Origin of the sequence: Streptomyces xantholiticus, assembly GCF_014651015.1 — a bacterium.
GTDB lineage: Bacteria > Actinomycetota > Actinomycetes > Streptomycetales > Streptomycetaceae > Streptomyces > Streptomyces xantholiticus.
The window spans coordinates 452,670-464,330 of the sequence record NZ_BMWB01000001.1 but is presented as its reverse complement, the minus strand read 5'-3'; the positions used below and the strand labels follow the sequence as shown (position 1 = coordinate 464,330).

Genomic DNA, 11,661 nt, shown 5'->3' with positions numbered 1-11,661 from the left:
GCGATGGCCGAGATACTCGCCAACTCCCTGCGTTTCCATGTCCACCGGCTGCCGGCCGCCGACGCACCGGGTGAAGCGGGCGCGACCGCCGTCTTCCTCCACGGTCTGGTCGTCGACAACCTCTCCAGCTTCTACGCCACCCTCGCCGTCCCGGCCGCACGGGACGGGCACGACATCGTCCTGTACGACCTGCGCGGCCACGGCCGCACCGAACGCCCACCCACCGGCTACGACACCGCCACGGCCGTACAGGACCTGACCGCCCTGCTCGGGGCCCTCGGACTCGACACCCGCCCGGTGACTCTCGTCGGCAACAGCTACGGCGGCACGATCGCGCTGCGCACCGCACTGGCGCGGCCCGATCTCGTCGCCGGGCTGATCCTGATCGAGGCACCGCTCAGCGGCCCGTGGATCGAGAACATGCTGGACACGCTCTCCGTCGCGGCTCTCGACCTCGAAGGCAGCAAGGTACCGAAGGAACTCGCCTCGCTCGGAGCGCGCAAGGCGGCCCGGCTGACGGCGACCGCCGACGAACTCCTCAACCGGACGTCGCTGATCGACGACATCGCGGCGGGCCGGGTGTTCACGGCCGAGGACTTCGCCCAGCTGCGCTGTCCGGTGCTGGCCGTGTGCGGTGAGCACTCCGAACTCGTCCCCGGTGCCGAGGAATTGGCCCGCCACGCACCCGACTGCACCATTCGCGTCCTGCCCGGCCTGGGTCACGACGTACTGCAGGGCGGCACCGACGAGCTCCGCCGGGTCGTGCTCGACCGGCTGGCCGCAGCGGCCCGCCCACAGCCCGACGCGGTGACGGTATGAGGGCGCTGTTCGTCGTGCCGCCGCTCGCCGGGCACGTCAACCCCACCGTCGCCGTCGCCGCCGAACTCACCGCACGCGGACACGAGGTCGCGTGGACCGGCCCCGCCGAAGTCCTGTCCGGGCTGCTGCCCGCCCACGTCACGCTCCTCCCGTCCGGCGACCACACCGGCCCCGGAGGCTATGGCGCGCTGCACGGCCGCTGGCGCGATCTGCGCGGCGTCGCCGCACTGCGCTTCCTCTGGCAGGAGGCGTTGATCCCGCTCGCCCACGCGATGGTTCCCGGAGTGGAGGCGGCGATCGACACGTACGACCCCGATGTACTCGTCGTCGACCAGCAGGCGCCGGCCGGGGCCGTGGTCGCGCGGCGGCGCGGACTGCCATGGGTGACATCCGCGACGACCACGGCCGAGTTCACCGGGCCGTTCGCCGGATTCCCGAAGGTGGGGGAGTGGGTGACGGACCGGATCGCCGGATTCCTGGCCGACTGCGGCGTGCCCGCCGACTGGGATCCGCGGTTCTCGGACCGGCTGGTCCTGGTCTTCTCCACCCGTGAACTGGTCGGCGGGAACGGCGCGTTCCCCGACCACCATGCCTGGGTAGGACCCGCCCTGGGCTGCCGTCCTTCCGACGCCGCGTCGTTCCCGTGGCAGCGACTGGATCCCGCACGGCGCCGGGTGCTGGTCTCGCTCGGCACGCTCAACCGGGAGGCAGGCGTCCGCTTCTACGCCGCTGTCCTGAAGGCCGCGGAACGGCTGGCCGAGCAGGTGCAGCTGATCGTCGCAGCGCCCGCGGAGGTGGTCGGCGAGGTGCGTGAGGACCATGTCCTGCTTCAGGAGTACGTGCCCCAACTCGCCCTGCTGCCGCATCTCGACGCCGTGATCTGCCACGGCGGACACAACACCGTCTGCGAGACCCTCGCCCACGGTCTGCCGCTGGTGGTCGCGCCGGTCCGGGACGACCAGCCGATCATCGCCCAGCAGGTCGCGGCGGCCGGGGGCGGAGTCCGGGTGCGCTTCGGCCGGCCCCGCGCCGACGAGATCCAGGCCGCGCTCACCGCGGTGCTCGACGATCCGGATCACCGGCGGGCCGCCCGCCGTATCCAAGCATCCTTCGCGGCGGCCGGCGGCGCCGCGGCCGCGGCCGACAGGTTGGAGAAGCTCAGATGACACCGTCTCGTACCCGCCGCGTCCCCTGGACCGCCGTCGCCGTCCTGGCGGGCCTCACCGCGGGCACGGTGCGCGCCCGCCGCCGGCTGGCCGCTGTACCCGTCCTGGACCTGACCGTCGAGAGTCAGCCCACGGACGGCTGGCACGTGATCGCGGCCCGGGGCGTCCAAGTCGACAAAGCGACAGTGCGTGCCGCAGTCGCCCACGCGGAACGAACCGGTCTCGAAGTCCTCGACCTGCTGCCGGGCAGCCTCGACGCGGAACGCGCGCTGGGCCTCCTGCGTCTGCTGGACATCAGCGACGGGCGCTGTGCCCGCACGGCGCAGCCACGCGGCGCGGGCCATGCCGTCCTGGTCACGGAGGACGTCCGCACGCGCGCGGGAATCGAGACCGACGACGAGCTCACCCCCACCGAACTGCACACTCTGCTCGGCCGGTTGAAGGACTTCGCACCGGTCTCCACCGGCATCGCCATCGCTCCGGGACTGGCCGCCGCGGCCCGTGAATCCGCCCGGCGGGCAGCGGAGTTACGCGCCCAAGGGCTGCCGCCGGGCGTGGTGACCGCGGCCCAGCTGGCAGGTCTCGCCCTGCTGGCACGCGCGGCCGTCAAGGACGGCCGGTGGGGCGCGGCGGCGCTCGCGCTGTACTGGCTGCAGCCCTCGCTGATCCTGGGCCGTCCGGACAGCCCGCTGCGACCGGCCGATCTTCCGCGCGCCACCGCGGCGCGGCCGCTGCACTGCGTCCACACCGTGCTGCGAACGGCCACCAGCAGGGGCCCCTCCCAGTCCGGTCCGACTCGGGAAATGGAGGCGCTGCGGCCCCTCTACGCGGCCGAACTCAAGGCCGGCACCGATCGGTTCTTCGAACCGCGCCGCCCCGACTGCCCCTGGTGCGGCTCCGCCGACCTGTCCGTACGCACCCGGATGCCGGATCTGTTCCAGGCCAAGCCGGGCAGCTTCACCCTCGAGGAGTGCGGGGCGTGCGGGCATGTGTTCCAGAACCCGCGCCTGTCCCTGGACGGACTCGACTTCTACTACCGCGACTTCTACGACGGCCTCAGCGTGAGCAGCGCGTCCCACGTGTTCGGCCGGATGAGCCGGTCGTATCTGGCCCGTGCGGAAATGCTCAAGCCGTACGGCACCCCGTCCGCCTGGCTCGATGTGGGCACCGGGCACGGTCACTTCTGCAACAGCGCGCGCGACGTCTGGCCCGACACGCGCTTCGACGGCCTCGACATGGCCGCGGAAGTGCGGGGCGCCCAGGCCCGCGGCTGGATCGGAACGGCTCACTGCGGGCAGTTCCCGGAGCTGGCTGCCGGGCTGGTGCACCGCTACGACACGATCAGCATGTACCACTACCTGGAACACACCCGTGACCCGTTCGCCGAACTCGACGCCGCCGCACAGGTGTTGCCGCCCGGCGGGCATCTTCTGATCGAACTCCCGGACCCCGAATCACGCCTCGGCCGCATGCTCGGCCCGTACTGGCTGCCGTGGTTCCAGCCCCAGCACCAGCACCTGATCCCGGTCGGCAACCTCCGCGATGCGCTGGCCGACCGCGGCTTCACGGTGCTGGCCGAGGAACACGGCGCGGCCCACCAGTCCTGCGACTTCGTCGGCGCGGTCCTGCTCGTCGCGAACCGGATCGCGCCCAGTCCGTACGCCCCGTGGGGCCCGGGCAGCGCGACCCTGACCAGCCGGGCGATCCGCCGTGGCGTCTGGACGGCTTCGCTGCCGTGCTTCGCTGCCGCGGCTGTCCTGGACAAGGTCCGCGCGGCCGCGGCCCGCGTCACCAACGGCGGCAACGCCTACCGCCTGCTGGCCCGCCGCACACCGACGCTCCACGAGCCGAGGTGACGAGGTGAGCCCCGAGCCGGTCGGGCCGCTCGGCATCGCCCGGCAGCACACCGCCGACCCCCTCTTCCGGCTGGTCGCCTACGCCCTGGAGGCCGCCCACGACCGGCCACCGGCCACCGTGTGGAGCGCTCCGCACGCCTTCCACCTCGGTTCACCGCGGCTTGTTGCCGCGGCCGGGTGGCCCGTGGCCGCCGCTGCCGCGCCGCGCGACGACGGGATCGTACGGCTGAGCTCCCTCGCCCATCCCGCGCACAGCTGTGAACTCCCGCTCACCGGACCGCCGCTGCCGCACCCCGAGTGGGCGGCTCGTACCTATGCCCTGCTGCGCGCCATGGCCGGCGCCGGATACGGCAGAGGCGGCCTCGATCTCCACATCCACTCCACGCTGACCGCCGCGACCGGGCTGTCCAGCGCCGAGCCGCTGGAGTGCGCCGTGGCGCTGGCGGTCGCCGATCTGCACGCCGGCCGCCCCGGACCACGGCTGCCGCGCGGGCGGCTGGCCGCCCTGGCCCGGGCGGCCGTCCCCGAAGGTGACGAAGTGCTGCGCGAGGCGGCACTGTTCGCGAGGCCCGGACAAGCACTGATGCTCAGCCGCGGCACTCGGCGCCGGGTCCGCTTCGACCCGGACGCACATGGTTCGCGGCTGACGCTGCTGGTGACCCGTGGCGACGAGCCCGCGCCGGACGAGGTCGAGCGCGCGGTGGCCTGCGCCCGGCGCGCCGGTGCGACGGCCGCCTGGTCGCCCGGGCGGCGGCCGGAGCGCAGCGCCATGGTCCTGATACCGCGGGAGCGGCTGACGGATGTGCGTACCGCCGTGACCGAGGAGTTCCGCGACCGCGGGCTGCGCGTACCGCGGCTGGTGAACATCACCGTGGCGGGCGCGGCCCGCCGCGAGGAGTGAACGGCCGGCGCCGCCCTCGGGGTTCCACTTGCCCTGGATCAGGCCAGGGTCGCGGAAGAGGGTGAGGCCGTCGATGACAGTGTCGGTGGCGATCTGGACGCGGCCGGATGGCCATGGCCGCCTTCGGCATCCATCAGCACCGGCTGCCCAACCGCCGCCCGATCTCCCGAAGGAGGTCGCAGAACGCATCAATCCGCGGCTGCGGCCGCAACTCCCGCAGGTCAACGTCGAAGTCGATCTCATCTTCCGCATGGAAGCGGAAGATCGCCGGCACATCGGCGCGGCCAGACACGGGGGCGGAACAGCCGAAAGGACGGTGCGTGCTGAAGGTCGTCGGCGGGCGCCGGTAGGTCGACCGGCCGCCGGGCGGCGTGCGCGCGGAGCGTCGGGCGGCTCCGCGTACGGCGCGCCGGGTTCAGTCGGTGATGTACCAATCGTCCTTGAGGTACTCCAGGGTGTAGCTGCCGAGGTCGCTCTCGGAGAAGGTTGCGGACGCCCTGACCGCTTCGACCGGCATCTCGATCTTGTCAGGCGTGCGCACGGCGATGCGCTGCGGGTCGACCGTCGCGGTTTGCAGGGCCTTCTTCTGCGCGGGCGAGATCATCTGGAACACGACGGCGTACGTCGACGTGCACGGGCCGGACCCCTGGTCCTGTGCCTTCCTCGCGGCGGGCCCGGCCACTTCGCAGACCGTGTCGATGTCCTCACGGCCCAGGGCGTGGAGGTACTGCTCGTACCGCTGGATCGCGCCGTCCTTCGTCCTGGGTGCGGGCTGGTCGCCGGTCGGCTCGGCCGACGGCTTCTCGGTCCGAGCGGACACGGACGGCGTGGCCGACGGCTCTTCGGCGTGCGTGGACGCGGACGGCTGCGAAGGTTTCGCGTCCGTGTCCTCCTTCGAATTTTCCGGACCGCACGCGCACGCCACCAGCGCCACACAGGCCGATACCGCCACGCTCACCATCGTCCGAGCTTTCATTCGGGTCCCCCCTCACCAGCCGACAACACGTCAAGGGGTCACGCAGTATCCGGGGGAACGGTTCCCGAGCCGGTCCAGGCGGCACGGACGCCGACTGCTTCGGGTTGGCTGCGGCTCCTTCGGCCTGCCCCGGGTCGTTGAGGAGCGTTGAGCAGGCCGGCGGTGCTGCTGGTCGAGACGGTTCCGCAAGACGGGGCACCCCGGCTGCTCAGGCGGTGACGGGCTCCACGTCGGCATCGTCAAAGGGTGGATAGCTCACGCTGCCCATTCGCTCGGCCGCATCGATGTAGTCGGCAAGAGCGTCGCGGGATTGAGTGAGCCTTTCCATCTGATCGTCCAGTCGCCGCAGCCGTGACCGCATCGCGGCCAGTAACTCGGAACAGCGCCGATCCCGGCTCCGGGCTCTGGTCTCGGGCACCGCACCCGCCTCGTCGAGGATCCGGACGTCGTAGCCCGGAACGGGAACCGTCGGGGAGCCGGGCTTGATCGGCATCGGTTCCAGACCACGGAGGTTGGGCGGCCACCGGCCAGCCGATCACTTTCCTCCTGTCACAGCCTTCCGACGGGCCCGATGGAGTCAGTGCCGCGGCGGCCCGGACCTGCGGGGGTCGGTCGGCGGGGGAGCGAGGCCCCGGTGGCGAGGCGGCGACGGTTGCCGCGGCTGGCGAGCGCGGGGCGGCCTCCGCGCAAGGGGCGGACCCGGCCGGAAGCGGATCCGGCCGGGGCCGCGCCGTCCGCCGCCTTCGCCCCGTCGCGGCCGGAGCCGACGGGCCGCTCGTACACGCGCCGCCGTACGGGTCGCGCGCTCTGGACTGTACGAGTAACCCCACGTGATCGTAGGCTCGTTGTACGGGTTCAGCGAGTGCGACGAGCCCCCCAAGGGGTCGCCGCCCATGGCGAACCGCCGTGCAGCGGAACCGTCCTGGAGCCTCGAGGCGTTCGGAGCGGCGTCGAAGGTGTTCAGGGTGTGGTCCCTGCTGACGCAGGAGCAGCTTGCCGAACGGCTCACCCGCTCGCCCGCCTCTGTGGCTCGGCGAACGCCTCGCGGTCCGCATGGAGCGCCCACCAGTTGCTTACTCCGCGGGTCGCCGATCGCCTTCAGCTTCATCATCGAGGAAGCGGTGCTGCCATCACGGCCGCAGCGGGAATCGCGTGGTTGCTCATGCGGCCCTCATCAGACGGTGAGAACGAGTTTGCCGCGTGTGTGGCCCAGTTCCCAGTGACGGATGGCCTCGGGGGCCTCGCTGAGGGGGTACGTCCGGTCGATGACCGGTGTGACGCTGCCGGCTTCGATGAACTCGGCCAGGGACCGGAGGATGTCCTCCTTGGGCTCCTTCACAAACGGTGCGCGCAGGTTCTGGCCCACGAAAGGGGACAGGGCCAGTGCCCCGAGGGCGCGGTGCAGGCCGCCGAGCCAGCGCCCTCCCCCTTCGCCTCCGACGAGGACGAGGGTTCCTCGAGGCGTGAGGGCCCGCCGGAGGTGGGACAGCGGTCGGTTGCCCGCGGTGTCGAGGATGAGGTCGTAGCGACGGCCATCGGCGGCGAAGTCGTCACGGGTGTAGTCGATGACGTGGTCCGCACCGAGGGAGCGGACCATCTCGGTCTTGTCGGTGCTGCAGACGCCGGTGACCTCCGTTTCGAACACCGCCTTGGCCAGCTGTACGGCGTACGTCCCCACGCCTCCGCCCGCGCCGATGATCAGGACCCGCTGCCCACGCCGTATCCGCCCCTGATCGCGAAGCGAGTGGAGGGCGGTGAAGGCGGAGATCGGGACGGCCGCTGCCTGCTCGAAGGTGGATCTCGGCGGTTTCGCCGCCAACCTGTCCTCATGGGCGCACGCGTACTCCGCGAAGGATCCTTCGCAGGTGCCGAAGACCTCGTCGCCGGGTCTGAACCGGGTCACGTTCCTGCCGACCGCCTCGACGCTCCCGGCGACGTCCCAGCCGCGCACCCGGAGCCTGGGTGTGCGCAGCCCGAAGCCCATGATGCGAATGGGGTACGGCAGGCCCGTCATGAGGTGCCAGACGCTCGGATCGACCCCGGCCGCGCGCACTCGTACGAGGACGTCGTCATCGCCGACCACGGGCTTGTCGATCTCCTTGAGTTCCAGGACATCGGCCGGGCCGTAGACCTCTTGAACCATCGCCTTCACGCTGTGTCTCCTTCTTCTTCGTCCGCGTACTGGAAAACGTCGTCGAGCGGGACCTTGAACACGCGGGCGATCTGGAAGGCCATGTCGAGAGAGGGTGAGTAGCGGCCCTTTTCGATGGCGATCACGGTCTGTCGGGTCACGCCGATCCGGTCGGCCAGTTCCGCCTGTGTCATCTCACCGTGCGTGAACCGAAGGGCCCGGATCGAGTTGGTGACCTTGGTCGGTTCCCTCACCAAGGCTGAAAACCCCAGCGGTAGGCGGCGATCTTCGCCGCGCAGCCGAGGATCGCCGAGAGAGTGAACCCGGCGTAGAGCACGTTGGCGATCCAGAACTGGTCCATCTCGGCCAGCGCCATCCCCATGGCCGCCACCCCGCCCAGGACGACGAACGACTGGCCTGTGTACTCACCGAACCGGTGAATCTCCCGGTCGCGTTGGTCCCTTCTGTTCGCCCCCTTGGGCGCGCCGACCGAGACGACGACGCTGAGCACGATCGATGCCGCGATCGAGATGCCCACGGCCCACAGCAGCGTCGATGCGTAAGGCACCTCGGCCACGGGGGTGCCGGCGGCTCGAACGAGGAGAACGGCGAGGTAGGCCGCGTACGTACCGAGTGCGAGTACCGCGATGATCCACGCTCGCTTTTCTTCGTGTGTCACACGAGGAATGTAAAGCACACCAGACAGCATGTAAAGGATTCTTGACATGCCCGACGGTGGCGGTCCGCTGGTCGAAACGGCTTCGCCACAGAGCGGTTGCTCTCGGGTACCCGACCTCGTCGACGTCGGTGACGCGGCAGCCGCCGGGGCCGCCGCGTCACCGACGTGCGTGCGTGCCGGTCAGCGCAGGGCCTTGGCCCGGCTGAGCGCTGCCACGCCCGCGGCGGCGAGTGCGATCTGGATGAGCCACTGGATCCAGTCGATGCCGTCGGTGGCCGCCACGCCGAGGGCCGAAGCCAGAGCCGTGCCGATGAGTGCGGCCACGATGCCGACGACGATCGTCCACAGGACGCCGATGTGTTGGCGTCCCGGCACGGCCAGTCGACCCAGTACGCCGATGACGATGCCGATCACGATCGCGCTGATGATGCCGGATATCTCCATGGGACATCCCTCTCGGATTCTCCGTCCGGCGGATTCCTTGTCCGCCGAGCCGGTGTACGAGTGCCCCCGACCGGCAGAGTCACGCCTGCCCCGGGGACACGCCATGGTTCACCGTGCGTCGCACCGGCCGAGGGATCGCGGGCCGCACCGGGTGTCCTCGACGGGCGCACACTGCCGGTTACGCCAGTGTGCCGGCGACCACGCTTGCCGCTTCCGCGATCAGCTTGTTGTCGTGCTCGGCGTCCTTGTCGCCCCGATTCGACATGATGGCCATGACGATGGGGGCACTGTCGGCCGGCCACACCACGGCGATGTCGTTGCGGGCGCCGTAGCCGCTGCCGGTCCCCGTCTTGTCGCCGACCACCCAGCCCTTCGGCACCCCGGCCCTGATGAGCTCGTCGCCGGTGGTGTTGGTCCGCAGCCATTTAGTGAGCTGTGCGCGCTCGTCCTTGCCGAGGGCGTCACCGAGGACGAACGCGCGCAGGTCCTTCGCGAACGCCCGCGGCGTGGTCGTGTCCCGCGTCTCGCCCGGGGCCCATCGGCTCAACTCCGGCTCGCTGCGCTCCATCCGCGTGATGTCGTCACCCATTTCCTCGAGGACGGCGTCCAGGCCCCCCGGACCGCCGAGCGCGTCGAAGAGCAGGTTGGCCGCGGTGTTGTCGCTGTAGCGGACGGCGGCCTCGCACAGGTCGCGCAGGCTCATGCCGGTCCCGACGTGCTTCTCCGTGACGGGAGAGTGGGCGATCAGGTCGTCCGCCGAGTACGTGACCACCCGGTCCATGCCGTTCGGGGAGTACTTGCGCAGCACGGCACCGGCGGCCAGCGCCTTGAAGGTGGAGGCGTAGGCGAACCGTTCGCCGTCGTTGTAGGCGACCTCGCGCCCGCTGCCGGTGTCGACGGCGTACACACCGAGCCGCGCGTCGTACTTGCCCTCGAGGGCCTTGAGCTCATGGGCGAACGGCTTCGCGTCGGACTCCGGCCTCGTCGTCGTCGCCTCCGGTGACGACGACGAGGCCGGCGAGGCGTCCTGGCCGCAGGCCGCGAGTGGGGCGAGGGCGAGGGCGGCCAGCGCGCCCACAAGCACGCGACGGGCACGGGTGCAGTGCACGGTCCGAACCTCCGAAGAGCCCTGACGGACAGGGCGAACAGGGGGAGGGAGCGCCATGGCCCCCGTCCCGGTACGTGGTCGTGAATTGCCAGGACCACCCTTACCCTCGGCCGACGGGAGGTCCAATGCGGACACGCGCTGTTCCAGGCCGATCCGGAAGCTGACGTCGCCCGCGGAGACGACCCGCGCCGGCTCTCACCTTCGTCCGGGCCCGGCGGCAGGCGAAATGCCTCGACCCCGGTGGCCCCCGTCGCTACGCTCGACGGACCGGGACCGCGCGGTCCCGCAGGCTGCGGGGCCGTGGCAGAGCGGCCCATTGCGCTCGGCGTGGGGGAGGTCCCCCTCGCGCCGATTGATGGGGGCCTGGGCGGACCTGCCCTTCCCCGTCCGCGGGTTCGAATCCCGCCGGCTCCGCAGCCGACCACGAGGACACGTGCGCCGTGGACGAGATGGGGATGCGCCCGCTTCGTAGGACCTGCGGCGATCGGCCGCGGCGTGTCGCCCGTCCGCCGCCCGCGGAGGCGCAGGACCGGAACACATTACCGCTCTCGTCAGGTTCCGGCGGGTGTCCCGGCACCTACCGCGTCGACCAGTTCGGCCAGCGCCTTCGCCAGTGTGCCCGCGCCCGCGCCTGCCGGGCCTCCGGGCTCGGACATGTAGACATCACGGCGGATCTCGATCATCAGCGCGCCGACCCGCCGGTCCTCGCCGTAGTGCTTCAGCGGCACGTACGCCCCGGCGAACGGGCTGTCCAGCCCTGTGCCCCCGAAACCGGCGAACGCCTTCCGGGCGGCAGCGAGCAGCTCCGGCGGGGTGTGGAAGGAGTCCGTACCCAGGCAGATCGGCGGGCGCGGGCCCTTACCGTGCAGCTCGTACGGGAGAGGCTCGGTCGGGTACGAGTGCACGTCGATGACGACGGCCCGCCCCACGGCGTCGAGCCGTCCGTCCACCGCCTCCGTCATGGCAGCTGCGTACGGGTGGAAGTACCGGTCGATCAGGGGCTGCGGATCCGTATCCGCCGGGCGCAGTTCCTCACAGTGCGTCGTCCGGGTGTAGACGGCGCCCATGCCGACCGCCAGCATCTCCTCGCGCTCGTCGGGAAAGCGTTCGGGGTCGATCACCAGACGTGACAGCTGGTTGACGAACCGCCAGGGCGTCACCCCGGCGGCTGCTGCGCCCTCGGCCGCGATCCCGGCGGTGTGCGAGTCGGTGATGTGGTCCAGCTCCAGCTCGAGCGCGCGGTCGTCGAGCACGATGTCGCCGCGGACGTCGGCGGGAACGGCACGGGACGAGTGCGGGACGTGCAGGATCACGGGGGAGTCCGGGGCGCCGGGGAAGAGCCGGAAGGATGCCGGGGTTTCGTTCACGCCTTGTTCCTCACTGGAGTTGTCGGGAGTTGTCTGCATCGAACCCGGAGAGGCGAGCACGCCTTCCCACCGGCGGGTACGGCCCTCGCCGCGAGGCGGGGACGACCCGGCAGCGACTCTAACGCCGGGCTACGACGACCAGTCGGGAGTGCTGCGACCTGCCGGGGAGCCCGGTCGGACGACCGGCGGAGCCTACAGTCGGCAGACCGAGCGC

General features: G+C 71.3%; 12 protein-coding genes, 1 tRNA gene and 1 pseudogene. 5 read left to right on the top strand and 9 right to left on the bottom strand.

What is annotated here, in order from left to right; all coding sequences use genetic code 11:
• Positions 1-3 precede the first annotated feature (3 nt).
• From IE198_RS02175 to IE198_RS02160, 4 genes are read left to right on the top strand one after another with little or no spacing between them, the layout of a single operon-like run.
• Entirely contained in the window at positions 4-819 is an 816-nt protein-coding gene (locus IE198_RS02175) for an alpha/beta fold hydrolase (RefSeq protein ID WP_189881988.1), read from the top strand.
• The gene (locus tag IE198_RS02170; protein ID WP_189881986.1) at positions 816-1,985 is read left to right on the top strand and encodes a glycosyltransferase; all 1,170 of its coding nucleotides are present in this window, start codon (positions 816-818) and stop codon (positions 1,983-1,985) included. The genes IE198_RS02175 and IE198_RS02170 overlap by 4 nt, the downstream gene beginning before the upstream one ends.
• Complete coding sequence (locus IE198_RS02165) at positions 1,982-3,841, top strand: class I SAM-dependent methyltransferase (protein ID WP_189881984.1); 1,860 nt, start codon at positions 1,982-1,984, stop codon at positions 3,839-3,841. Before IE198_RS02170 ends, IE198_RS02165 begins: the two co-directional genes overlap by 4 nt.
• A 4-nt stretch (positions 3,842-3,845) precedes the next feature.
• Positions 3,846-4,742, top strand: coding sequence for a galactokinase (locus IE198_RS02160; RefSeq protein ID WP_189881982.1), 897 nt, complete (start codon positions 3,846-3,848; stop codon positions 4,740-4,742).
• 38 nt (positions 4,743-4,780) lie between these two features.
• On the opposite strand, the pseudogene IE198_RS34900 reads toward IE198_RS02160, so the two are convergent.
• The 8 genes and pseudogenes from IE198_RS34900 to bla form a co-directional block, all read right to left on the bottom strand.
• Positions 4,781-5,035, bottom strand: a pseudogene (locus IE198_RS34900) (hypothetical protein); the annotation flags it as partial.
• 122 nt (positions 5,036-5,157) lie between these two features.
• Positions 5,158-5,694, bottom strand: a complete 537-nt coding sequence (locus tag IE198_RS02155; protein ID WP_189881980.1) for a hypothetical protein — start codon at positions 5,692-5,694, stop codon at positions 5,158-5,160.
• Between the two features lie 232 nt (positions 5,695-5,926).
• Positions 5,927-6,211, bottom strand: coding sequence for a hypothetical protein (locus IE198_RS34895; RefSeq protein ID WP_229833697.1), 285 nt, complete (start codon positions 6,209-6,211; stop codon positions 5,927-5,929).
• A 681-nt stretch (positions 6,212-6,892) separates the two neighbouring features.
• Positions 6,893-7,870, bottom strand: a complete 978-nt coding sequence (locus IE198_RS02140; protein WP_189881978.1) for an NAD(P)-dependent alcohol dehydrogenase — start codon at positions 7,868-7,870, stop codon at positions 6,893-6,895.
• The gene (locus IE198_RS02135; protein WP_189881976.1) at positions 7,867-8,103 is read right to left on the bottom strand and encodes a helix-turn-helix transcriptional regulator; all 237 of its coding nucleotides are present in this window, start codon (positions 8,101-8,103) and stop codon (positions 7,867-7,869) included. The genes IE198_RS02140 and IE198_RS02135 overlap by 4 nt, the downstream gene beginning before the upstream one ends.
• Entirely contained in the window at positions 8,100-8,528 is a 429-nt protein-coding gene (locus tag IE198_RS02130; protein ID WP_229833696.1) for a hypothetical protein, read from the bottom strand. The genes IE198_RS02135 and IE198_RS02130 overlap by 4 nt, the downstream gene beginning before the upstream one ends.
• Before the next feature lie 180 nt (positions 8,529-8,708).
• Entirely contained in the window at positions 8,709-8,972 is a 264-nt protein-coding gene (locus IE198_RS02125) for a GlsB/YeaQ/YmgE family stress response membrane protein (protein ID WP_189881972.1), read from the bottom strand.
• A 178-nt stretch (positions 8,973-9,150) separates the two neighbouring features.
• Complete coding sequence (gene bla / locus IE198_RS02120) at positions 9,151-10,080, bottom strand: class A beta-lactamase (protein ID WP_229833695.1); 930 nt, start codon at positions 10,078-10,080, stop codon at positions 9,151-9,153.
• A gap of 294 nt (positions 10,081-10,374) precedes the next feature.
• Here bla and IE198_RS02115 point away from each other — a divergent pair.
• Positions 10,375-10,494: transfer RNA gene (locus tag IE198_RS02115), tRNA-OTHER, on the top strand.
• A gap of 137 nt (positions 10,495-10,631) precedes the next feature.
• Here the strand turns inward: IE198_RS02115 and IE198_RS02110 are convergent.
• Entirely contained in the window at positions 10,632-11,447 is an 816-nt protein-coding gene (locus tag IE198_RS02110; RefSeq protein ID WP_229833694.1) for an N-formylglutamate amidohydrolase, read from the bottom strand.
• Positions 11,448-11,661: the final 214 nt, after the last annotated feature.

Coding starts and splice junctions, on each gene's coding strand:
- IE198_RS02175 (WP_189881988.1), top strand. CDS start 4: ATGGCCGAGATACTCGCCAACTCCCTGCGTTTCCATGTCCACCGGCTG.
- IE198_RS02170 (WP_189881986.1), top strand. CDS start 816: ATGAGGGCGCTGTTCGTCGTGCCGCCGCTCGCCGGGCACGTCAACCCC.
- IE198_RS02165 (WP_189881984.1), top strand. CDS start 1,982: ATGACACCGTCTCGTACCCGCCGCGTCCCCTGGACCGCCGTCGCCGTC.
- IE198_RS34895 (WP_229833697.1), bottom strand. CDS start 6,211: ATGCCGATCAAGCCCGGCTCCCCGACGGTTCCCGTTCCGGGCTACGAC.
- IE198_RS02125 (WP_189881972.1), bottom strand. CDS start 8,972: ATGGAGATATCCGGCATCATCAGCGCGATCGTGATCGGCATCGTCATC.